Origin of the sequence: Streptococcus oralis (assembly GCF_001579525.1) — a bacterium.
Classification (GTDB): Bacteria; Bacillota; Bacilli; order Lactobacillales; family Streptococcaceae; genus Streptococcus; species Streptococcus oralis_M.
This window is the reverse complement of record NZ_KQ970788.1, coordinates 291,951-312,730: the sequence shown is the minus strand read 5'-3', so window position 1 is coordinate 312,730 and position 20,780 is coordinate 291,951. Positions and strand designations below refer to the sequence as shown.

At 40.5% G+C, this 20,780-nt stretch carries 22 protein-coding genes and 1 pseudogene; 14 read left to right on the top strand and 9 right to left on the bottom strand.

Translation table 11 applies throughout. The features are described from left to right. A pseudogene (locus SORDD25_RS09385) lies at positions 1–1,100 on the top strand (FtsX-like permease family protein); the annotation flags it as partial. 39 nt (positions 1,101–1,139) lie between these two features. On the opposite strand, the gene SORDD25_RS01505 reads toward SORDD25_RS09385, so the two are convergent. Next, complete coding sequence (locus tag SORDD25_RS01505) at positions 1,140–1,835, bottom strand: VIT1/CCC1 transporter family protein (protein ID WP_061852363.1); 696 nt, start codon at positions 1,833–1,835, stop codon at positions 1,140–1,142. Between the two features lie 205 nt (positions 1,836–2,040). On the opposite strand from SORDD25_RS01505, the gene SORDD25_RS01500 reads away from it, so the two are divergent. Genes SORDD25_RS01500 through ftsY form a run of 3 tightly spaced genes read left to right on the top strand, consistent with a single transcriptional unit; the run spans position 2,041 to position 4,847 of the window. Continuing rightward, positions 2,041–2,832 (top strand): Cof-type HAD-IIB family hydrolase, encoded by a 792-nt coding sequence (locus tag SORDD25_RS01500; protein ID WP_061852362.1) that lies wholly within the window; start codon positions 2,041–2,043, stop codon positions 2,830–2,832. After that, positions 2,832–3,650: a Cof-type HAD-IIB family hydrolase gene (locus tag SORDD25_RS01495; protein ID WP_061852361.1), complete on the top strand. Its 819-nt coding sequence runs from the start codon at positions 2,832–2,834 to the stop codon at positions 3,648–3,650. Before SORDD25_RS01500 ends, SORDD25_RS01495 begins: the two co-directional genes overlap by 1 nt. A gap of 3 nt (positions 3,651–3,653) precedes the next feature. Further along, entirely contained in the window at positions 3,654–4,847 is a 1,194-nt protein-coding gene (gene ftsY, locus SORDD25_RS01490) for a signal recognition particle-docking protein FtsY (RefSeq protein WP_061852360.1), read from the top strand. Between the two features lie 44 nt (positions 4,848–4,891). Here the strand turns inward: ftsY and zwf are convergent, their stop codons facing one another. The 3 genes from zwf to SORDD25_RS01475 all read right to left on the bottom strand — a co-directional run bounded on the left by zwf (position 4,892) and on the right by SORDD25_RS01475 (position 9,433). Then, on the bottom strand, positions 4,892–6,379 hold the full coding sequence (gene zwf, locus SORDD25_RS01485) for a glucose-6-phosphate dehydrogenase (protein ID WP_061852359.1): 1,488 nt from the start codon (positions 6,377–6,379) through the stop codon (positions 4,892–4,894). A gap of 148 nt (positions 6,380–6,527) precedes the next feature. Next, entirely contained in the window at positions 6,528–7,268 is a 741-nt protein-coding gene (locus SORDD25_RS01480) for an amino acid ABC transporter ATP-binding protein (RefSeq protein WP_061852358.1), read from the bottom strand. After that, positions 7,268–9,433, bottom strand: coding sequence for an ABC transporter substrate-binding protein/permease (locus SORDD25_RS01475; protein ID WP_061852357.1), 2,166 nt, complete (start codon positions 9,431–9,433; stop codon positions 7,268–7,270). The genes SORDD25_RS01480 and SORDD25_RS01475 overlap by 1 nt, the downstream gene beginning before the upstream one ends. A gap of 180 nt (positions 9,434–9,613) precedes the next feature. Here SORDD25_RS01475 and uvrB point away from each other — a divergent pair, with 180 nt between their 5' ends. The 8 genes from uvrB to SORDD25_RS01430 all read left to right on the top strand — a co-directional run bounded on the left by uvrB (position 9,614) and on the right by SORDD25_RS01430 (position 15,840). Continuing rightward, positions 9,614–11,602 carry an excinuclease ABC subunit UvrB gene (uvrB, locus tag SORDD25_RS01470; RefSeq protein ID WP_045591229.1) on the top strand — a complete coding sequence of 663 codons (1,989 nt, stop codon included), beginning with the start codon at positions 9,614–9,616 and terminating at the stop codon, positions 11,600–11,602. Positions 11,603–11,617: 15 nt separating this feature from the next. Further along, the gene (locus SORDD25_RS01465) at positions 11,618–12,244 is read left to right on the top strand and encodes an NAD(P)H-dependent oxidoreductase (protein WP_061852356.1); all 627 of its coding nucleotides are present in this window, start codon (positions 11,618–11,620) and stop codon (positions 12,242–12,244) included. An 8-nt stretch (positions 12,245–12,252) separates the two neighbouring features. Next, a complete protein-coding gene (locus SORDD25_RS01460; protein WP_061852355.1) occupies positions 12,253–12,816 on the top strand; it encodes a GNAT family N-acetyltransferase in 564 nt (187 codons plus the stop codon). Beyond that, the gene (locus SORDD25_RS01455) at positions 12,782–13,285 is read left to right on the top strand and encodes a GNAT family N-acetyltransferase (protein WP_061852354.1); all 504 of its coding nucleotides are present in this window, start codon (positions 12,782–12,784) and stop codon (positions 13,283–13,285) included. The genes SORDD25_RS01460 and SORDD25_RS01455 overlap by 35 nt, the downstream gene beginning before the upstream one ends. 89 nt (positions 13,286–13,374) lie before the next feature. Continuing rightward, positions 13,375–13,878: a hypothetical protein gene (locus SORDD25_RS01450; RefSeq protein ID WP_061852353.1), complete on the top strand. Its 504-nt coding sequence runs from the start codon at positions 13,375–13,377 to the stop codon at positions 13,876–13,878. Positions 13,879–14,370: 492 nt separating this feature from the next. Continuing rightward, positions 14,371–14,928, top strand: a complete 558-nt coding sequence (locus SORDD25_RS01440; RefSeq protein ID WP_061852351.1) for a hypothetical protein — start codon at positions 14,371–14,373, stop codon at positions 14,926–14,928. Then, entirely contained in the window at positions 14,906–15,349 is a 444-nt protein-coding gene (locus SORDD25_RS01435; RefSeq protein ID WP_061852350.1) for a hypothetical protein, read from the top strand. The genes SORDD25_RS01440 and SORDD25_RS01435 overlap by 23 nt, the downstream gene beginning before the upstream one ends. A gap of 23 nt (positions 15,350–15,372) precedes the next feature. Continuing rightward, the gene (locus SORDD25_RS01430; RefSeq protein WP_061852349.1) at positions 15,373–15,840 is read left to right on the top strand and encodes an 8-oxo-dGTP diphosphatase; all 468 of its coding nucleotides are present in this window, start codon (positions 15,373–15,375) and stop codon (positions 15,838–15,840) included. On the opposite strand, the gene SORDD25_RS01425 is transcribed toward SORDD25_RS01430, so the two are convergent. Together SORDD25_RS01425 and SORDD25_RS01420 are read right to left on the bottom strand one after the other, a co-directional pair. Then, positions 15,837–16,352 (bottom strand): transcription repressor NadR, encoded by a 516-nt coding sequence (locus SORDD25_RS01425; protein ID WP_000159158.1) that lies wholly within the window; start codon positions 16,350–16,352, stop codon positions 15,837–15,839. The genes SORDD25_RS01430 and SORDD25_RS01425 overlap by 4 nt on opposite strands. Positions 16,353–16,363: 11 nt before the next feature. Further along, on the bottom strand, positions 16,364–16,891 hold the full coding sequence (locus tag SORDD25_RS01420; RefSeq protein WP_000354644.1) for an ECF transporter S component: 528 nt from the start codon (positions 16,889–16,891) through the stop codon (positions 16,364–16,366). Between the two features lie 135 nt (positions 16,892–17,026). Here SORDD25_RS01420 and SORDD25_RS01415 point away from each other — a divergent pair, with 135 nt between their 5' ends. Further along, the gene (locus tag SORDD25_RS01415; protein ID WP_061852348.1) at positions 17,027–17,386 is read left to right on the top strand and encodes a hypothetical protein; all 360 of its coding nucleotides are present in this window, start codon (positions 17,027–17,029) and stop codon (positions 17,384–17,386) included. 41 nt (positions 17,387–17,427) lie between these two features. Here SORDD25_RS01415 and SORDD25_RS01410 read toward each other — a convergent pair whose 3' ends face one another. The 3 genes from SORDD25_RS01410 to coaB are packed head-to-tail and all read right to left on the bottom strand — an operon-like array spanning position 17,428 to position 19,227. Continuing rightward, positions 17,428–17,991 carry an ECF transporter S component gene (locus tag SORDD25_RS01410; protein WP_061852347.1) on the bottom strand — a complete coding sequence of 188 codons (564 nt, stop codon included), beginning with the start codon at positions 17,989–17,991 and terminating at the stop codon, positions 17,428–17,430. Further along, entirely contained in the window at positions 17,975–18,526 is a 552-nt protein-coding gene (gene coaC, locus SORDD25_RS01405; RefSeq protein ID WP_061852346.1) for a phosphopantothenoylcysteine decarboxylase, read from the bottom strand. Before coaC ends, SORDD25_RS01410 begins: the two co-directional genes overlap by 17 nt. An 11-nt stretch (positions 18,527–18,537) precedes the next feature. Next, entirely contained in the window at positions 18,538–19,227 is a 690-nt protein-coding gene (gene coaB, locus SORDD25_RS01400; RefSeq protein WP_061852345.1) for a phosphopantothenate--cysteine ligase, read from the bottom strand. 229 nt (positions 19,228–19,456) lie between these two features. On the opposite strand from coaB, the gene SORDD25_RS01395 reads away from it, so the two are divergent. Continuing rightward, positions 19,457–20,780: formate--tetrahydrofolate ligase (locus SORDD25_RS01395; protein ID WP_061852344.1), on the top strand; the 1,324-nt coding region annotated here is incomplete at its 3' end.

Genomic DNA, 20,780 nt, shown 5'->3' with positions numbered 1-20,780 from the left:
TGGTAACCATGTCAGCAGCAACCAGTATCTTCTCAGCTTCTGAAACGTTCAAGAAATTCATGAATCCACATGATTTTGGAATTACTGGACGAAATGTTGAAAAAGAAGATTTAGATAAACTTTTGAGTCAATATGCTAGTGATAAGGGATTAACTGTCACCAAAAAAGAAGTCTTTCGTCACAGCAGTTTTGGTATTGAGAGCCAAGATGGAACCAAGCTCCGAATCTTTACAAAGGGGAATAACTTCGTTCAGCCGAAAACCATTTTTATGGTCTTTGACCAAAAAGACTATGAAAACATGACTGGTCAAAAACTCTCCCTTTCAGGCAAAGAAGTCGGCTTGTTTACCAAGAATAAGGTGCTTCAAGGACAGAAAGAACTCACTCTAAATGACCAGACCTACACTGTTAAAGAAGAAATTAAAAATGATTTTATTCTGGAACATGTGCCAAATCAGTATAACATTCTCACTTCTGACTACAATTATCTTGTTGTCCCTAATCTGCAAGCCTTTATTGATCAATATCCGGATTCCTCTCTCTTTGATCAACTTTATGGTGGTATGAATGTAACAGCTAGTGAGGAAGAACAGCTCAAACTCGCTGACGACTTTACAGAATACCTTGGTAACTTCAATAGAGACTTAAACAAAGAGGGAAGCTATGTATTCGGAAGCAATCTAGCTGATAGCAGTGCGCAAATAAGTGCCCTTTATGGAGGTGTCTTCTTCATCGGTATCTTCCTCTCTATCATCTTTATGGTGGGAACAGTCCTGGTTATTTACTACAAACAAATCTCTGAAGGCTATGAAGACCGTGAACGTTTCATCATTTTGCAAAAGGTTGGACTCGATCAAAAGCAAATCAAGCAAACGATTAACAAACAGGTCCTAACTGTTTTCTTCCTCCCTTTGCTATTTGCCTTCCTACACCTTGCTTTTGCTTATCACATGCTTAGCCTCATCCTAAAAGTCATTGGGGTGCTAGATGCGACCATGATGTTGACAGTCACTTTGTCCATCTGTGCTATCTTCCTCATTGTCTATGTCTTAATCTTTATGATTACCTCAAGAAGCTATCGCAAGATTGTGCAAATGTAAAAAAGATACCTCGATAAACATCGAGGTATTTCTTTTATCTTAAATGCTGAAGAGTTGTCCGAACAGGTAAGTCACTCCCATGGTCAGAAGTCCGATACAGAGGTTACGGATCATAGCAGTTTTCGTAGGAGCTTTTCCTAATTTAGCACTGGTATAGCCGGTAATAAGAAGGGAAAGGGCTACGATAAGAACAGTAGCTGGAATGCGATAGTCACTTGGAAAGACGGTGATCGAAAGCATAGGAGGAAGACTTCCCAGAACAAAGGCGATAAAGCTAGAGATAGCAGCATGCCAAGGATTGGTAAACTCTTCGTACTCGATACCGTATTTTTCCTCAACCAAGGCTTTGAGTGGATTTTTTAAAAAGGCCTTGTTGGTCAAAAGTTGGGCGGACGTTTCACACTCACCATTTTGTAAGTAAGCAGCATAGAGGGATTGTTTTGCAGATTCGATGTCTTTATCCAAGAGTAATTGTTCTCGGGCAACAGCGGCTTCTTCCGTGTCTTTTTGAGTGGATACGGAGACATACTCTCCCCCTGCCATAGAAAAAGCACCAGCGAGGATAGCAGCCAAACCTGATAAAAAGATAATCCAGATATTGCTTGTCGCACTGGCAACCCCGATAACGACTCCAGCGATGGAAATAATCCCATCATTGGCACCCAGAACACCCGCGCGTAGGATATTGAGTCGGCCTGCAAAGTTTGCATCAATTTCATGTTTTATTTCTGTCATAGTCATCTCCTTTCTCTCCATTATAGAGAAAAGAATAGGGGAATACAAACTTTTTAAACTATCTGAAAAAAGTTCTACGATTCTAATTTTTAGGCCCTTTGAAGATTCTCCGAAAAAGTAGTGCTATCCTACCGTACTGGACCTTTTTAAACTTATCTATGGTATAATAGAAGGTAGATTTATCAATTGGAGTATGAAGGATTTTATGATTAAACTTGTAGCAACCGATATGGATGGAACCTTTCTGGACGGAGAGGGTCGGTTTGATATGGAACGCCTCAAAAAATTGCTTGTTTCCTACAAGGAAAAGGGGATTTATTTTGCAGTGGCCTCGGGTCGCGGTATCTTGTCCCTTAAAAAGCTATTTGCGGATGTGCGTGACGAAGTGATTTTTATAGCTGAAAATGGGAGCTATGTTGAGTTTCATGGGGAGGATATGTATGAGGCTACTATGTCTCGGGATTTTTACTTGAGCACTTTTGAAGCTTTAAAGAAATCGCCTTATTTTGATGAAAGAAAAATGCTCTTGACTGGGAAAAAAGCTTGTTACGTATTAGACACAGTGGATGAGACCTATCTCATGTTTAGTCGTCACTACAATGAAAATATTCAAAAAGTAGCGAGTTTGGAAGATATCACGGATGAGATTTTTAAATTCACCACCAACTTTACAGAAGAAACGATAGAAGTTGGTGAGGCCTGGGTCAACGAAAATGTTTCAGGTGTGAAAGCCATGACCACAGGTTTTGAATCCATCGATATTGTCTTGGACTATGTTGATAAGGGTGTGGCTATTGTTGAGCTGGCAAAAAAACTTGGTCTAACCATGGATCAGGTTATGGCGTTTGGCGATAATCTCAATGACCTGCACATGATGCAGGTTGTGGGGCATCCAATCGCTCCTGAAAATGCGCGACCAGAGATTTTAGAATTAGCAGAAGCAGTGATTGGCCACCATAAGGACCAGTCAGTGATGACTTATATGGAGGGCTTATAATGGCAGATATTAAATTGATTGCACTGGATTTGGACGGTACTTTGCTGACAACGGATAAAAAGCTGACAGATCGTACCAAGGAGGTCCTCAAAGCTGCGCGTGATCGTGGCATCAAGGTCGTTCTGACAACAGGTCGTCCTTTGAAGGCTATGGATTTCTTTCTCCATGAGCTAGGGACTGATGGTCAGGAGGATGAGTACACCATCACCTTTAATGGTGGTCTGGTACAGAAAAATACTGGAGAGATTCTCGATAAAACCGTCTTTTCAATCGACGATGTAGCACGCTTGTACGAGGAAACTGAAAAACTGGGATTACCGTTAGATGCTATTTCAGAAGGAATAGTCTATCAAATCCAGTCAGACCAAGAAAGTCTCTATGCTAAGTTCAACCCAGCCTTGACTTTCGTACCTGTCGCTTTTGAAGATCTATCTAGTCAGATGACATATAATAAATGTGTGACTGCCTTTGCCCAAGAACCTTTGGATGCAGCGATTCAACAGATTTCTCCAGAATTGTTTGACCAATATGAAATCTTCAAATCGCGTGAACTCTTATTGGAATGGTCGCCGAAAAATGTCCATAAGGCAACAGGATTAGCGAAATTAATTAAACATTTGGGAATCGACCAAAGCCAAGTCATGGCTTGTGGGGACGAGGCCAATGACCTTTCCATGATTGAGTGGGCAGGTCTGGGAGTTGCCATGCAAAATGCAGTTCCAGCAGTTAAGGCAGTTGCCAATGTCATTACCCCCATGACCAACGACGAGGAAGCCGTTGCATGGGCTATCGAAGAATACGTGCTAAAGGAGAACTAGAATATGGGATTGTTTGACCGTTTATTCGGGAAAAAAGAAGAGCCGAAAATCGAAGATATTGTAAAAGAAGCACTGGAAAATCTTGATTTGTCAGAAGAGGTTGAAGAAAACCAAACGGCAGTCGAAGAAACTGCTCAGGAAGAGGTTGAGCTAGAATCTGATGAATTGGAACAATTCCAAGAGCCGGAAGAAATTCTAGAAGAAGAGAATCGAGAAACAGAAGAAGAGCTAGCTTCTGAAGTAGTAGAAGAAGAACTTCCTCAAGTTGAAGAGACCGTTCAGGAAAAATATGACCGCAGTCTCAAGAAAACCCGTACGGGATTCGGAGCTCGTTTGAATGCTTTCTTTGCCAACTTCCGTTCAGTCGATGAAGAATTCTTCGAAGAATTGGAAGAACTGCTCATCATGAGCGACGTCGGTGTGCAGGTCGCTTCAAACTTAACAGAAGAACTACGCTATGAAGCTAAACTCGAAAACGCTAAGAAGCCTGACGCACTTCGTCGTGTTATTATCGAGAAATTGGTTGAACTCTATGAGAAGGATGGCAACTACGATGAACAAATCCATTTCCAAGATGGTTTGACAGTCATGCTCTTTGTTGGTGTTAATGGTGTTGGGAAAACAACTTCTATCGGGAAATTGGCTCATCGCTACAAACAAGCTGGCAAGAAAGTCATGCTGGTTGCGGCAGATACCTTCCGTGCTGGCGCCGTTGCCCAGCTAGCTGAATGGGGTCGACGTGTGGATGTTCCTGTTGTGACGGGGCCTGAAAAGGCTGATCCAGCAAGTGTGGTCTTTGATGGTATGGAACGCGCCGTAGCCGAAGGGATTGATATTCTCATGATTGATACAGCAGGTCGTTTGCAAAACAAGGACAACCTTATGGCCGAGTTGGAAAAGATTGGCCGTATTATCAAGCGTGTCGTTCCAGAAGCACCTCATGAAACCTTCCTTGCCCTTGATGCGTCAACTGGACAGAATGCCTTGGTACAAGCTAAGGAATTTTCTAAGATAACACCATTGACAGGAATTGTCTTGACAAAAATTGACGGAACTGCCCGAGGGGGTGTTGTTCTGGCTATCCGCGAAGAACTCAATATCCCTGTAAAATTGATTGGTTTCGGTGAAAAAATCGATGATATAGGCGAATTTAACTCTGAAAACTTTATGAAGGGTCTCTTAGAAGGCTTGATTTAATACAAAATAAATATCCTGCAAGTCAATCTTGCAGGATATTTTTGCTATTCTAAACGGCCATCTTCACGATAGGCGATATCTGGTTGCCAGGTCCATTTGGCTCCATACTTTTCAAGTAAGTCAAAGCTAGCTTGTGGCCCCATGCTTCCGGCTTTATAATCGTAGAGTGGAGCACCATTTTCAGCCCAGAGCTCTTCGATACGATCAATCAATTTCCAAGAAGCACTTACCTCATCCCAGTGGCTAAAGTTGGTAGAGTTGTTGTTCAAGACATCGTAGATTAATTTTTCGTATGGGTCTGGTGAGGCTCCAGTAGCAGTAGCATCTGTACGGTAATCCAGAGAGCTTGGTGCTAGGTTAAATTCTTCACCGACTTGCTTCCCATTTAGGCTGAGAGAGAATCCTTCAGTTGGTTGGATATAGATGGTCAAGATATTTGGTGCCAATGGTTCTCCGAAGATAGAATCCATTTGCTTAAAGACGATATTGACATGAGTTCCTTTTTCAGTCAGGCGTTTCCCTGTTCGGAAGAAGAAGGGAACACCACGGAAGCGATCGCTGTCTACAAAGAAGGCACCAGATGCAAAGGTTTCTGTTGTAGATTCAGGATCGACGTTTGGCTCGCTACGATAGGAAATGTATTTCATGCCATCGATTTTACCAGAGCGATATTGACCACGGATAAACTGTTCTTTCAATTCTTCCTCAGTTGGATGATAGAGTTTTTTAAAGACCTTTATCTTTTCAGCACGAATCTCATCCTTTGTAAAGCTAGCTGGTTTGTCCATGGCTAGAAGAGAGAGAAGTTGGAGAGTATGGTTTTGCACCATATCACGAAGGGCACCAGATTGATCATAGTAGCCACCTCGTTCTTCAACACCCAAGCGTTCTGCAAAGGTAATCTGTACATTATCAATGTGCTCACGGTTCCAAACATTCTCAAAAATCATGTTGGCAAAACGAACAGCAAAGATACTCTGAATCATCTCTTTACCTAGGTAATGGTCAATACGGTAGATTTGCTCTTCATCAAAGGCTGCAAGGAGATCTTCATTGAGTTTGCTAGCTGTCTCGTAGTCTGTACCAAATGGTTTCTCAACGATCAAGCGCTCAAAACCTTTGCCATCAACAATGTTTTCAGATTTGAGGTGCTTGGCAATGGTTCCGAAGAACTGAGGTGCCATAGACAAGAAGAAGAGCTTGTTGTGTTCAGCTTGGTATTTTTCATTCAGCTCAGCTTGTAATTGGCGCAAAGCAATGTAATGTTCCGTATCATTCACATCATGGCTTTGATAGTAGAAGTGGCTAGCAAATTCCTGGGCTTGCTCGGTACTATCTGCCAAATCAAGGATGGACTCGACAACTACAGATTCAAAATATTCTTTACTCCAAGGTCTACGAGCTGTTCCGATAACAGCAAAATGCTCAGAGAGATTGCCTGATTTATAGAGTCTGAAAAGGGAAGGGTAGAGTTTGCGTTTAGCTAAATCTCCACTCGCACCGAAAATTGTAACAATAACCTTTGATGACATCTAGCTACCTAATTTCTATATTTTTTCCTAGTTGGACTAGGGATGAGATTTCCTCATTATCATAGTTTTTATTTTATCATAATTTTCAAAAAAACAAAAAATCCAATACGCAATTAAAAAACTGTAAGGAGAACCTTACAGTTTTATTTTATACATTTAAGACCTTGTCCAAGAACTCTTTTAGACGAGGGTGTTGCGGGTTGTCGAAGATTTGATCTGGAGTTCCATCTTCCAGGAATTCACCATCAGCCGTAAAGATAACACGGTTAGCCACCTGACGAGCAAATCCCATCTCATGGGTTACGATAATCATGGTCATGCCTTGTTCCGCCAATTCCTTCATAACATTCAGTACATCTCCGACCATTTCAGGGTCAAGAGCGGAAGTTGGCTCATCAAAAAGCATGATATCAGGATTCATGGCAAGTCCACGAGCGATAGCTACACGCTGTTTCTGACCACCTGAAAGGCTATCTGGGGTGGCATTAGCTTTATCCGCTAGTCCAACCTTTTCTAGCAACTCCATCCCTAATTTCTCAGCTTCTTCCTTAGTCATCAACTTGTGCTCAATTGGAGCAAAAGTAATGTTGTCCAATACAGACATGTGTGGGAAGAGATTGAAGTGTTGGAAGACCATTCCTACGTTCTCACGAACATGGTCGACATTGGTTGACTTTTCAGTCAAATCATAACCATTTACTGTGATGTGGCCACTCGTTACCTCCTCGAGAAGGTTAAGGCTACGGAGGAAAGTGGATTTACCAGAACCAGAAGGACCGATGATACAGACAACATCTCCTTCATAGAATTTAGTCGTAATGCCTTTTAAAACTTCGTTTTTTCCATAATACTTATGCAAATCATTTACATCAATTTTTAATTTTGCCATTAACGAATCCTCTTTTCTAAGCGTTTCGCTAGTCTAGTCAAAAGCGTGATAATTACAAGATAGAAGATAGCAAGGATTGCATACATCTTGAAACTTTGGTAGTTACGGGCGATGATGATCTTACCAGTTTGGAAAAGTTCCACCAAACCGATAGCAGATACGATGGTTGTATCTTTAAGAGCAATAACGAATTGGTTGACAAAGTTTGGCAACATCAATTTAGTTGCTTGTGGCAAGATAATCTTACGCATGGTTTTTCCATAAGAGATACCAAGACTGCGACTGGCCTCCATTTGCCCAACTGGAACAGCTTGAATCCCGCCACGAACAATTTCAGCGATATAAGCCGCTGCATTGAGTGAGAGGGCGATAGTACCAGCTACGAAGTCGTTAATTGGACTTTGTTGGCCTGTAATGGACTCGATGAAGTTTGGAATACCCCAGAAGATGAAGGCTGCAAGAATCATCAAGGGAATACCACGGATAACGTCAACGAAAATCTCAGAAATCAGACGAAGAGATTTGTATGGGCTAACGCTAAACATACCGAAGATAATACCGATGACAATGGCAATTGCAAATGAGATAAGAGCTAGAGCAAGAGTGATTCCAAGTCCACTAAGAAGTTGTTTGTAGTTGTTTTGAAGCAAGCCCCAGATAGTTGTTTCGTCAACTGTACTTGTAGAGTCAGTTGAAGTTTCGCTAGCTAGATACTTGTCAAGAATCTTTTGGAATTCTCCGTTAGCTTTGAGGTTCGCAAGTCCGTTATTGAACATCTGGATCAATTCTGGGTTTGTTCCTTTTTTAACCGCAAAGGCAGTTTCACCGATTGGAGTTCCAGCGATTGGTGTTTTCAATTTTTGACCTTGGCTGATAGAATATTTGAGAACTGGCTCATCATCCATCACGGCATCGATAGATCCAGTATTCAGACTGTCATACATAGATGCGCCATCTGCGAAGGTTTTAATCTTATAGCCGTATTTGTTTTGATTCTCAGTAAGGAAGGTTTGAGAAGCGGTTCCGTTTTTAACACCGACAGTTTTATCCTTGAGGTCCTCATAAGAAGCGATGGTGCTTGATTCTTTCACACCGAGAATCGTATTTGCTGTGTAGTATGATTCTGAGAAGTCGAAGGTTTCCTTACGAGCATCCGTTACAGACATACCAGCAATGATACCATCTGCTTGTCCTGCTTGAACAGCACTGATTGCTGCGTCAAATCCTGGGTTGGTAATTTCAATTTCAAAACCTTGGTCTTTGGCAATGGCCTTGATGAGATCCATATCAATACCAGTGTATTGATTGCTTGAATTTTGAAAGACGAATGGGGCAAAAGATGAGTCGCTGGCAATAATGTACTTGCTTTTCACTGGAGTAGCTTTTTGTCCAGCAGCAGTAGTTGTCGTCGGGGTTGCCGTAGTTGTAGAAACTGTCCATTTTTGGATGATTTGCTCCAAGCTACCATCCTTCTTCATTTGGGATAGGGCTTCATTAAACTCGGTAACCAAGTGTTCATACTTGCTCCCTTTCTTGACACCAAAAGCAAAGCTTCCAACAGCCTCACCATCCATATTGATGCTGAGATCTTGTCCTTGGTTAATCGCATACTCAATAACAGGTTTATCATCCATGATGGCATTTACAGCACCAGCACTTAGACTGTTATTCATCAAATCACCAGTATCAAAGGTTTTAATAGAGAAACCGTATTTATCTTTGATACTTTCGAGGAAACGTTGAGCGGCAGTTCCGTTCTTAACTCCAACTGTTTTCCCGCTAAGTTCCTCATATTTGGTGATTTTATTTGCCTTTGTGGTAGCAATGACAACTTTTGTATCATAATAGGTATCAGACATGGTAAAGACATTTTCACGTTCTTTTGTTTTTGTCATACCTGCCATAATAGCATCTGCTTGACCTGACTGCACAGCATTTACAGCTGCATCAAAGCCAGGATAAGACATTTGGATGTTCCATCCTTTGATTTCTGCGACTTTATTGATAATATCAACATCAATCCCTTTATAGGTTTGATCTGAATCTTTAAACTCAAAAGGTGCGTAAGCTGTATCAGACACAATCTTAACAGTATCAGCTTTTGCCATACCTAGTGAGAAAATGGGAAATAAAATGAGCAAACATGCTAGTATTTTTTTCTTCATTTTTAGTCTCCTTTTCCGAATATTTTTCCATTATATCAGAAAATGAATGAAAAGGCAAATTTTATGGATTTTATGTAAGGAAATGTAACATGAAATACTCACTCTTATCAACTTAGAGAGGAGTCTGAAAAGTAAATTTATGGTAAAATAGAAAGATAGAAAAAAGCATATGAGGCAATCATGATTAATCGAATTACAGATAATAAATTTAAACTAGTATCAAAATATGAACCTTCAGGAGATCAACCACAAGCGATTGAGCAGTTGGTCGATAATATCGAGGGTGGAGAGAAAGCCCAAATTTTGATGGGGGCGACGGGTACAGGGAAGACCTATACCATGAGTCAGGTCATTTCCAAAGTCAATAAACCAACTTTGGTCATTGCCCATAACAAAACCCTAGCTGGTCAGCTCTATGGAGAGTTTAAGGAATTTTTCCCTGAGAATGCTGTTGAGTACTTCGTATCCTACTATGATTATTACCAGCCAGAAGCCTATGTGCCTTCTAGCGATACCTACATTGAGAAGGACAGTTCCGTCAATGACGAGATTGATAAGCTTCGCCACTCAGCGACTTCAGCCCTTTTAGAGCGTAATGATGTCATCGTTGTGGCTTCTGTCTCTTGTATCTATGGTTTAGGTTCGCCTAAGGAATACTCTGATAGCGTGGTTAGTCTCCGTCCAGGTCTGGAGATTTCGCGTGATAAACTCTTGAATGACTTGGTAGATATACAGTTTGAACGCAATGATATTGATTTCCAACGGGGAAGATTTCGCGTTCGTGGGGATGTGGTGGAGATTTTCCCAGCGTCCCGAGATGAACACGCTTTTCGAGTAGAATTCTTCGGAGATGAAATTGACCGTATCCGTGAGGTTGAGGCTTTGACAGGTCAGGTATTGGGAGAAGTGGATCATTTGGCGATTTTCCCAGCTACTCACTTTGTGACCAATGATGACCACATGGAAGTTGCAATTGCCAAGATTCAGGCAGAGTTGGAGGAGCAGTTAGCTGTCTTTGAAAAGGAAGGAAAACTGCTAGAAGCCCAGCGTTTGAAACAGCGGACAGAGTATGATATCGAGATGCTACGTGAGATGGGCTATACAAATGGGGTTGAGAACTATTCACGCCACATGGATGGTCGTAGCGAAGGAGAGCCTCCTTATACGCTTCTCGACTTCTTCCCAGATGATTTCTTGATCATGATTGATGAAAGTCACATGACCATGGGGCAGATCAAGGGTATGTACAATGGAGACCGTTCGCGTAAGGAAATGCTGGTTAATTACGGGTTCCGTTTGCCATCTGCTTTGGACAACCGTCCTCTCCGTCGGGAGGAGTTTGAAAGCCATGTGCATCAGATTGTTTACGTTTCAGCGACACCTGGTGACTATGAGAATGAACAGACCGAGACAGTGATCGAGCAAATCATCCGTCCGACTGGTCTTCTAGATCCAGAGGTGGAAGTTCGTCCGACTATGGGACAGATTGATGACCTTTTAGGTGAAATCAATGCCCGTGTTGAAAAAAATGAGCGTACCTTTATCACCACCTTGACCAAGAAAATGGCCGAAGATTTGACGGACTACTTCAAAGAAATGGGTATCAAGGTCAAGTATATGCACTCGGATATCAAGACCTTGGAGCGGACGGAGATTATCCGTGACCTGCGCTTGGGTGTCTTTGATGTCTTGGTCGGGATTAATCTCCTCCGTGAAGGGATTGACGTTCCTGAGGTGAGTCTCGTAGCTATTCTAGATGCTGATAAGGAAGGTTTCCTTCGTAACGAACGTGGCTTAATCCAGACAATTGGACGTGCTGCTCGTAATAGCGAAGGACATGTCATCATGTACGCTGATACCATGACTCAATCTATGCAACGTGCCATTGATGAAACAGCTCGTCGTCGGAAAATCCAGATGGCCTATAATGAAGAGCATGGTATTGTACCACAGACAATCAAGAAAGAAATCCGTGACCTGATTGCTGTAACTAAGGCAGTTGCCAAGGAAGAGGATAAGGAAGTTGATATCAATAGCCTCAATAAACAAGAGCGCAAAGAACTCGTCAAAAAACTGGAAAAACAAATGCAAGAAGCCGTCGAAGTGCTTGACTTTGAACTGGCAGCTCAGATCCGTGATATGATGTTGGAAGTCAAGGCGTTGGATTAGTGAAGGAGAAAACGAATGAAAATTTTAGTCATCAATGGACATCCTGACAAGGGAAGTTTCTGTCAAGAAATTTTTCAAACGATTGTAGAAAATATTGACTCAAATCATCATGAGCTTGAATCTATTAACCTAAATGAGATAGATTTTGATCCCGTATTACGTTATGGTTATCGAAAACGGATGGAAGAGGACTCTTTCATACTTCGCTCTCAGGAATTAATCCAGTGGGCAGATCATTTCATTTTCGTTTATCCAATTTGGTGGAGTAGTATGCCTAGTTTATTGAAGGGATGGATTGATCGTGTTTTCACGCCAGGAATTGCGTACTCTGCCAATAATAAAGGAAGTTTTATTTTAAACTACTTAAGAGGTCAGCAGTTTAAAAAGTTACTAAAAGGAAAAACAGCCAGTATTTACGCAACATCAATGGCACCAACATGGTGGTACAAAGTATTTTCAGGTCCTATCAATATTCCAGACAGTTATGGAATATCAGTATTAAAGAATGCTGTCCTGAATCATTGCGGTATCAAAACAAAGAAAGTTTCAATTTTGGGTGAGTTAGGGCGTGAGGTGAATACAAATTCTACAAGACAAAAATATCTGCAAAAAGTTGCTGAGGAAGTCAAGGCGTTGGATTAGGAAAAAGTATGGTTTATTTAAGAAAACTAATAGAAGAAGATTTGGTGCCTTTGTGGGAAATTGCTTATTCACAATCTAAACCAATTTGGAAGCAGTATGATGCTCCCTATTATGACGATTATCAGCATTTTCCTAATTTTCAAGAATTTAAACTACCAAAATCAGAATCTACTCTAAACAACTCAAATCGCCTTGGTATTTTTGTTGATGATAAACTTGTTGGGACTGTTTCGCGCTACTGGGTATGTAAACAAACAAGATGGATGGAATTGGGGATTTGTATTTATGATAACAAGTTTTGGAACTCTGGCATTGGAAAAGCTGCTATGCTACAGTGGATAGATCGGACATTTCAGGATTACTTGGAGTTGGAGCATCTTGGTTTGACAACTTGGTCAGGAAATTTTGGTATGATGAAATTGGCTGAAAAATTAAGAATGAAAAAAGAAGCTCATATTCCAAAAGTTCGTTATTACCAAGGCAAATATTTTGATAGTATTAAATATGGTATTTTGAGAGAAGAATGGAGAAAAATAAATGGATCTTACTATCAAAGTAATGGAAACTCCTGAAGAGATAGAAGGTAAGTCCTTCGTTCATTGGCAAACGTGGAGAGAGGCTTATGATGCCCTTTTACCTGCAGCATTTCAGGAGACGATGACATTAGAAAGATGTCGATTCTTTAGTCAAAAATATCCAGAAAATACATTGATCGCGATGGATGGCATGAAGGTAGTTGGTTTTATCAGTTATGGAAACTTTCGTGATGAGACTATTCGAGCTGGTGAAATTATTGCCTTATATGTTTTAAAAGACTATTACGGAAAAGGTATTGCTCGGAAGTTAATGAAGGAAGCTCTGACGACTCTTGAACAGTTCTCTGAAATATTTTTATGGGTATTAAAAGAGAATAAGCGAGCCATTGCTTTCTATCAAAAAATGGGTTTTACTTTTGATGAGCAAGAAAAAATACTTGACCTTGGAAAACCGATCACTGAAATTAGAATGGTACGTAAGAAATCCTCAAAATCTGAGACTTAAATACTGGTAGAATTGCGATTTTGTTTTCAAATTACTCAATGAACAAAAAATCACGTTTTAGCAGATATTTTAAATGGAAAGAAGTTATTATGAATTTGAAAGAGACGAAGTATAAAAAATCATCAGGCTTAGATTCAGTCCGTTTTTGGTTACAAGGTCATCGATTTATCAAATTTATGCTTGATATGTTCTTTTATATCAGCTTGTTCCTAGTTATAGAATTCACAACATCACAGAACAAAAGCATTCCAGCTGATTTTCGGTACAGAGAACTCTTGTTTCCCTTGCAATTGAATCTTTTTATCTTGGGTAATAGGCTTTATGCTCTCTTTTTGTCAGTGAAAACTGAAAAAGAAAGGGCCCTTAAAAGATTTTGTGAACCCTTTATTTATATCAATGTCCTTAGCTTTATTTTTCAACTGATTGGCGTCAGAAAAAGAGGAAGAGTTGTTCTCTCACCTTTGTTTTCACTGGAGTCTTCCTATATCTGGTTCCCTATTGTCGTCTACCTTCTAGTCTTGATGTTAACGTTGGCAATCTTCTTTCTCTCTAAAGGCTCAAAAAAAGGAGTAGATGCAAATGAAGATGAGTAGGCAAATGAAGTACAAGACAAAAGAAAAGCCTTCTTGGACTAAGAGGATTTTTCTTTGGATGGAAAGGCACAGAAGGATTGGTCAACTTTTGGATACGAGTGTATTATTTGGATCTATGTTTGTATCATTTCTTGCCGCATCTTACATTAGTTACCCATTACCGAACATAAACTATCTTTCCCCCTTAAGTTTCAATCTTATCCTTCTGATCTTATCAACCTATATCCTTGTCTTTCGTTTTAGTAGTGATAAACTTCAGAAATGGCGTTACTTTTCATGGGGATTTATTGGGTTCAATGGTCTTCTTTTTCCCTTTCATCTCTTGGTAGGTCTGAATTGGCTAGGACGTCGTAAGTCAACGAATTCCCCCCCTATAATTTCTATGGATCCAGCATATGTCTGGGTCCCTATTGCAAGTTATCTCTTTTTTTTCTTGGGGCTGGGCATTCTGCTTTTGATTATACAGATAGAAAAGAGAAGAAGGAGGCGCAAATGGAACGAAAGATTAAGAAACCAAAGAAGATCAAACAACAGAACAGACAAATGAGAAAAATCCAGATAAAGTATTCTTTGATAGTTCACGTCCAATTGTGGATGGAAAGACATTCAAAGATTGTTTCTTTTATGGATGGTGGTATAATATTATTATCTATTTTTGGTATCATGTATGTGTTATTCGGGACGTCACTTATCCCGAAACCATATCAAGAAATGTCCTATGTCTTGCCAATTATTATGAATTTTGTCTTTTTGGTTCACACATTCTATCAAGGTATTTTTAGAGATGGTTTTAGCAATAAGGCTTCAGTACAAGGATTCTTAAAAACTTTTCTATTCATAAACGGACCTATTTTTCTCCTACACTTACTTGTTGGGGTAAAAGGGAGAAATGTTAAAAAAATTCCTTCCCTATTATCTATCGATTATCGCTACATCTGGCTCCCAATTGCTACCTATCTAATCTTTTTCATCATTCCAGCGATATTGATGGTGATTTTGAAATATAAGGACAAAAAGAGGAAAAATCATGACAAAAGAAAATCTAACTAAGTTAATTTCGTTTAAGACACTTTATTTGGCTTTGCTGACCTTTGTGGTTCTTCATTTGGTGTTGTTGGTTTTTGGACTATCTTTTACGCCGATTTTGTGGAATAGTTGGTTTTTCATTCTTTGTTTGACCTTCCTAATCCATCCCTGGAGAATCTTTTATAGAACAAGAGATGCTAAATGGTATCACCTTATTTTTCAAATATTTAGTGGATTGGTGACATTTTACCTTTGGTTTGCAGCATTCTTTGTTTTATCAGTTATCTCAGATCCAGCCATCCCTATCAATATAGACTATCACATACAAGATAAGGAAATCATCATTGCTAGAGGTTTTTTGGCCCGTACTACTTATGAACATCATGAATTGATCAATCCCTTTATCATGAAGTCAGAAGTAAAATACAACGAAGATACATTTTAATAACTTAGAAAGCGAGCAAATCTATGTCCCGTACCCAAGCAACCATTTTAACCAACATCTGTCTAATCGAAGATCTAGAAAATAAGCGAGTAGTCATGCAATATCGCTCTCCTGAAAACAATCGCTGGTCTGGCTATGCCTTTCCAGGAGGACATGTTGAGACCGGCGAGGCCTTTGCCGAATCTGTCATTCGTGAAATATACGAAGAAACTGGTTTGACCATTCAGAATCCCCAACTGGTCGGCATTAAGAATTGGCCATTAGATACAGGTGGTCGCTATATTGTCTTTTGTTACAAGGCGACAGAGTTTACTGGAAGTCTCCAATCCTCAGAAGAAGGAGAAGTATCTTGGGTGCAAAAAGACCAGATTCCAAACTTGGAACTGGCCTATGATATGTTGCCTTTGATGGAAATGATGGAAGCACCTGACAAGTCTGAGTTCTTCTATCGCCACCGCACAGAGGACGGCTGGGAAAAAGAAATTTTCTAGTCTTTTACTAAATAACCTAACTGATCCAAGGCCTCCTCGATATAGTGGAGGTCTTGTTGTGTCTCGGCTTCAACAAGGTGGTAATGGATGCCGTCTGTCAATTCAGAAAGGGGTCTAAAATCTGAATTCTCAACTTGTTCCAGAAAGTGCTGGACATCTCGGCGGCAAGTGAGTTTGAGTAGGGTTTCAATTTCGCCATAAACGGGATGATCGATTAAGATATTTTGAACACGACCGCCATTATCTACAATGGCTAGTAGTTCCTGACCGATTTCTTCCAGTTCATGTTTCACTTTAAAGAGTTTGTGGACGTAGGGGCTGGCATCATTTTCTTTGTAGATATAGCCACGATTGGTGGATAGGATAGGAGCTCCATCTGCTCGGAGAATAGCGATGTCCTGTACAATGACCTGACGAGTAACATGGAAGTGCTCAGCCAAGGTTTGACCATTGAGAGCTTTTGGCGCCTCTTTTAAGAGTTTGAGAAGAGCTTGTTTGCGATCCTTTGTCATAGTTTTTCCTTTTAGCGACGTTTTCGAAGCACTTTATAGACAGCTAGTGCTAATGTATAGTCTACCATACTATGGACGATTGTGCCAAAACCAACTAGGACAAAAAGAACATAAAACATATTTTCAACATTTGTCCCTGAAGTAGCATAAAAGATGATACAAGCTATTACTTCAGCGATAGCATGAACAACACCCAAAACAAAGTTAAAAATCCAAGATGCCTTTGGTTTATCCAAGGTTTCAGGGAATTTTTTTAAGTACAAAGCCCCCAAAGTACCAAAAACAATGTGAGAGAAGGCACGGAGTACAATAACAGGCGGATAGCCTGCCATCAGAAAACCAAGACTAGAAGCAATAATCACAAAAGCAGCCATCAAAGGCGAAAGAAACATGGCGATAAAGATGGGGATATGACTTCCCAAGGTGTAAGAAGCCGGTGGGATAACGATTTTAAAAGGCATAATGATTGGAATCAAAATCGCTATTGCAGTGAGTAGGGCAGTCATAGTCATAAACTGCGTTTTTTTCCGTATATCCATAAGAACCTCCATTTATCTGTATATACACAAGTATAGTACAATAAATCACCAATCAAGTCAAGAAGCTTTATTGATTTTTCAGGAAAATTTGGTTAAAATGTGGTAAAGAATAATAGGAACTGAGGAGAAATTGTGATGATACTTTTTGTTTACCTAATCGTGGTAATCGTGATGATGTCAAAACAGAAAAGTGAAGGGAAAGTAGTCTCAGGTTGGACTCGTTTCCTAGTTTATAGTTTATTGGTCCTTTCGCTACTCTCTCTATTAGCAGGTGTTTTGGCTCTTTCACTTTTTAGCCTTCCTTTATTAGGTTTTCTTTTGATGGCAGCAATACTCGAAATTGCTTATTTCGTCAGATTGGTGATTGCATTTGGTTTGGTTTTTCTATCACTAACCCTATATTTGGATAGTCAGAAAAGTCAGCAACCTCCCCCTCTTTCGTATCATCTCCTGCGCTTTGGCTTTCACATTCTATTGATGCTTCTCATGTTTTAAATGCTAAACTCCACCTTCAGGATGAAAGTGGAGTTGTTTTTTTATTTCTTAAGGGTTTCGAGACGGGGAACAATTGCTACTGTTAGAACGGCAGAGATGACAAGCTCGGCAATTGAGTTTGTAGAAATAACTGTTGCTAGGAGTTTTTGGATATTGCCGTCGAAGACATTTCCAAAAAGGAAGAAGATTCCCCCAAGGACAAAGACGGTGTTGGTAAGGGAACCGAGAGCACCAGCAAAGATAAGACCCGTTCTGTTTTTTAATAATTTATAAACTAGATAAGGTGTCAGACCAATCAAAATACGGGGTAGGATGGCAATCATTGCTGAATAGATGTTTCCGTTTGGTACGAAAGGTGAGAAAAGATAGCTGGTTGGAAGGATGGTAATCGTGTTTACCGTTAAGCTCAATAGCCCCATAAGAAAACCAAGTGTAACCCCAACTCGAGGGCCATAGATGATACTAGCAATGATTACTGGAATATGAACGATAGTTGGTTTAATCGGGAATGGGAAAAGGTTAAATAGGAGAGAACTCAAAAAGTGGATAACGAGCATAACTGCAAAAAAGATAGCAATGGGTGCAATGTTAGAGCGTTTGTTCATCGAGGGTTTCCTTTATTCTTTCTAAAATAGTATTCAGGTCAGCTAGGGCGCCTTTGCCGTGATCGCCACAGGCTAGTAGAGATTCTTTTGGAGAGATGATCTGATAACCATAGGTCTCTAATGTTTTTAGATTAGCCTGAGTTGCCGGATGGTCATACATCTTTGTATTCATGGCTGGTGCGACTAACTTTTTGACATGTTCTGGCAAGGCAAGTGCTGTACTTGTCACCATGTTGTCAGCAAATCCATGGGCTAACTTTGCGATGGTATTAGCAGTAGCTGGGGCTACAATAAAAAGGTCGGTCCTTTTGCCTAGTTCGATATGATTGACTTGATCAGGATAAGGTTCCTTCATGACATCAAGGTGGACAGGATTTTGAGAGAGGACCTGTAGTGTCAACGGTTGGATAAACTCTCTCGCTGCCTCAGTCATTAAGACAGTGACATCATGGCCTTGTTTTTTCAAAGAACTGACTAAATCAGCTGCTTTATAGGAGGCTATGGAACCTGTCACTGCGATGAGAATATTTGCCATGGCTTTCCTTTCTATGAATCGTATGCTTGAATTTTTTCAAGGAGGAGGTTTGCTATTTCCTCTTTGGTTTGAACGGTTTGGAGTTCCTCTTTCTCAACAAAGATTGCTTGATGCTGGTTTGCTGAAATTTGAGTCAGGTCATTTGCAATGATCAAGTCTGCTTGGTTCTTGATAAGACTCTTTCGTGCGATCTCAATGAGATAATCCTCAGAGACATCAACCAGCAATTTAAACCCAATCAGATGAATGGCAGGATTCCATTCCTTGACTAGAGATATGATTTTGGGTGTTTTTTTCAGGAATAAGACCTGAACCTCATCAGTTGAAGAAATCTTAGTCTGATGATTCTGCTTGTTTAAAAATTCTTCTAAATTAGAGCTAGCCTGTACCTCCTCAAGCCCCGTCATATAAACAGGTGTGTAGTCAGACACAGCCATTGAGTGGATTAAGACCTGATATTCCTTAACAAGTTCTTGCATCACAACTAGAAGGTCGTTGGTATTATCAATTTTTCGAATGCTTAGGTTGGGATGAGCTTCTGGCTTCAGAGCTCGTTTTGTCGTTATCAAACAAACTTCATGCCCCGCAGCAAGCAAGGTTTCTGTGATGATTTTCCCCAAGCGACCTGTAGAATGGTTAGTAATAGAGCGGACTCTATCAATAGCTTCACTGGTACCGCCCGATGTGACTAAAATTTTCATAGCACTATTGTACACAAAAATAAACAGTAAGTAAAATGAAAGCGATAAATTTTTGGTAAAAGGGAAGATTAACTATAGTTTAAAACTATAAAGCCATATAAAATTTTTAAAAGAGCCCTAAAAATCTTTAAATTCAGGGTATTTACGAACGTTTAGAGAGTTTATGGATGTTAAAAATCTTGTTTTGTGTTATAATGAATTATCACATTAGAGGTTAGAGGAGTTTTGAATGAAAACAGATATTGAAATCGCACAGAGTATTGAGTTGAAGCCAATCGTTGATGTTGTTGAGAAACTTGGTATTTCTTACGATGATTTGGAATTGTACGGGAAGTATAAGGCTAAACTCAGCTTTGATAAAATTCGTGCAGTTGAGAGCAATCCAGTTGGTAAATTGATCTTGGTTACTGCCATCAATCCAACACCTGCAGGTGAAGGGAAATCAACTATTACCATTGGTCTGGCAGACGCCTTGAACAAGATTGGCAAGAAAACCATGATTGCTATCCGCGAACCGTCTCTTGGCCCAGTAATGGGGATTAAGGGTGGTGCAGCCGGTGGTGGTTATGCCCAAGTGTTGCCAATGGAGGACATCAACCTTCACTTTACCGGGGATATGCATGCCATTACAACAGCCAACAATGCTCTTTCAGCCTTGATTGACAATCACTTGCACCAAGGGAATGAACTAGGAATTGACCAACGTCGAATCCTTTGGAAACGTGTGGTGGACTTGAATGACCGCGCCCTTCGCCATGTTACCGTTGGACTTGGTGGCCCTCTAAATGGTATTCCACGCGAGGATGGTTTCGATATTACCGTTGCTTCAGAAATCATGGCGATTTTGTGCTTGGCGACGGACATCGAGGACTTGAAACGCCGTTTGGCGAATATCGTTATCGGCTATCGCTATGACCGTACCCCTGTTTCTGTAGGTGATTTGCAGGTTGAGGGTGCCTTGGCTTTGATCTTGAAAGATGCCATTAAACCGAACTTGGTTCAGACAATTTACGGTACACCTGCCTTTGTACACGGTGGTCCATTTGCCAATATCGCTCATGGATGTAACTCTGTTTTGGCAACAAGCACAGCCCTTCGCTTGGCTGATTATACTGTTACTGAAGCTGGTTTTGGTGCAGACCTTGGTGCCGAGAAATTCCTTGATATCAAGACACCAAACTTGCCAACTTCTCCAGATGCAGTAGTCATCGTCGCAACCCTTCGTGCCCTTAAGATGAATGGTGGCGTAGCTAAGGACGCTCTTACAGAGGAAAATGTGGAAGCAGTTCGTGCAGGTTTTGCTAACTTGAAACGCCACGTTGAGAACATCCGTAAGTTTGGTATTCCAGCAGTTGTTGCGATTAATGAATTTGTCTCTGATACAGAAGCTGAAATTTCAGCCTTGAAAGAACTTTGTGCATCAATCGATGTTCCAGTAGAATTGGCTAGTGTCTGGGCTGATGGCGCAGAAGGAGGAGTAGCGCTTGCTGAAACGGTTGTTAAGACTATCGTTGAAAACCCAGCTAACTATAAACGTTTGTATGACAATGACC

What these genes read in the sequence shown, in the direction of transcription:
- SORDD25_RS01410 (WP_061852347.1), bottom strand. Translation starts at nt 17,991, where the DNA reads ATGAACAAACGCTCTAACATTGCACCCATTGCTATCTTTTTTGCAGTT.
- ftsY (WP_061852360.1), top strand. Translation starts at nt 3,654, where the DNA reads ATGGGATTGTTTGACCGTTTATTCGGGAAAAAAGAAGAGCCGAAAATC.
- SORDD25_RS01415 (WP_061852348.1), top strand. Translation starts at nt 17,027, where the DNA reads ATGATACTTTTTGTTTACCTAATCGTGGTAATCGTGATGATGTCAAAA.
- SORDD25_RS01465 (WP_061852356.1), top strand. Translation starts at nt 11,618, where the DNA reads ATGAAAATTTTAGTCATCAATGGACATCCTGACAAGGGAAGTTTCTGT.
- SORDD25_RS01480 (WP_061852358.1), bottom strand. Translation starts at nt 7,268, where the DNA reads ATGGCAAAATTAAAAATTGATGTAAATGATTTGCATAAGTATTATGGA.
- SORDD25_RS01500 (WP_061852362.1), top strand. Translation starts at nt 2,041, where the DNA reads ATGATTAAACTTGTAGCAACCGATATGGATGGAACCTTTCTGGACGGA.
- coaB (WP_061852345.1), bottom strand. Translation starts at nt 19,227, where the DNA reads ATGAAAATTTTAGTCACATCGGGCGGTACCAGTGAAGCTATTGATAGA.
- SORDD25_RS01505 (WP_061852363.1), bottom strand. Translation starts at nt 1,835, where the DNA reads ATGACAGAAATAAAACATGAAATTGATGCAAACTTTGCAGGCCGACTC.
- SORDD25_RS01455 (WP_061852354.1), top strand. Translation starts at nt 12,782, where the DNA reads ATGGATCTTACTATCAAAGTAATGGAAACTCCTGAAGAGATAGAAGGT.
- SORDD25_RS01435 (WP_061852350.1), top strand. Translation starts at nt 14,906, where the DNA reads ATGACAAAAGAAAATCTAACTAAGTTAATTTCGTTTAAGACACTTTAT.
- zwf (WP_061852359.1), bottom strand. Translation starts at nt 6,379, where the DNA reads ATGTCATCAAAGGTTATTGTTACAATTTTCGGTGCGAGTGGAGATTTA.
- coaC (WP_061852346.1), bottom strand. Translation starts at nt 18,526, where the DNA reads ATGGCAAATATTCTCATCGCAGTGACAGGTTCCATAGCCTCCTATAAA.
- SORDD25_RS01440 (WP_061852351.1), top strand. Translation starts at nt 14,371, where the DNA reads ATGGAACGAAAGATTAAGAAACCAAAGAAGATCAAACAACAGAACAGA.
- SORDD25_RS01475 (WP_061852357.1), bottom strand. Translation starts at nt 9,433, where the DNA reads ATGAAGAAAAAAATACTAGCATGTTTGCTCATTTTATTTCCCATTTTC.
- SORDD25_RS01420 (WP_000354644.1), bottom strand. Translation starts at nt 16,891, where the DNA reads ATGGATATACGGAAAAAAACGCAGTTTATGACTATGACTGCCCTACTC.
- uvrB (WP_045591229.1), top strand. Translation starts at nt 9,614, where the DNA reads ATGATTAATCGAATTACAGATAATAAATTTAAACTAGTATCAAAATAT.
- SORDD25_RS01460 (WP_061852355.1), top strand. Translation starts at nt 12,253, where the DNA reads ATGGTTTATTTAAGAAAACTAATAGAAGAAGATTTGGTGCCTTTGTGG.
- SORDD25_RS01495 (WP_061852361.1), top strand. Translation starts at nt 2,832, where the DNA reads ATGGCAGATATTAAATTGATTGCACTGGATTTGGACGGTACTTTGCTG.
- SORDD25_RS01430 (WP_061852349.1), top strand. Translation starts at nt 15,373, where the DNA reads ATGTCCCGTACCCAAGCAACCATTTTAACCAACATCTGTCTAATCGAA.
- SORDD25_RS01450 (WP_061852353.1), top strand. Translation starts at nt 13,375, where the DNA reads ATGAATTTGAAAGAGACGAAGTATAAAAAATCATCAGGCTTAGATTCA.
- SORDD25_RS01425 (WP_000159158.1), bottom strand. Translation starts at nt 16,352, where the DNA reads ATGACAAAGGATCGCAAACAAGCTCTTCTCAAACTCTTAAAAGAGGCG.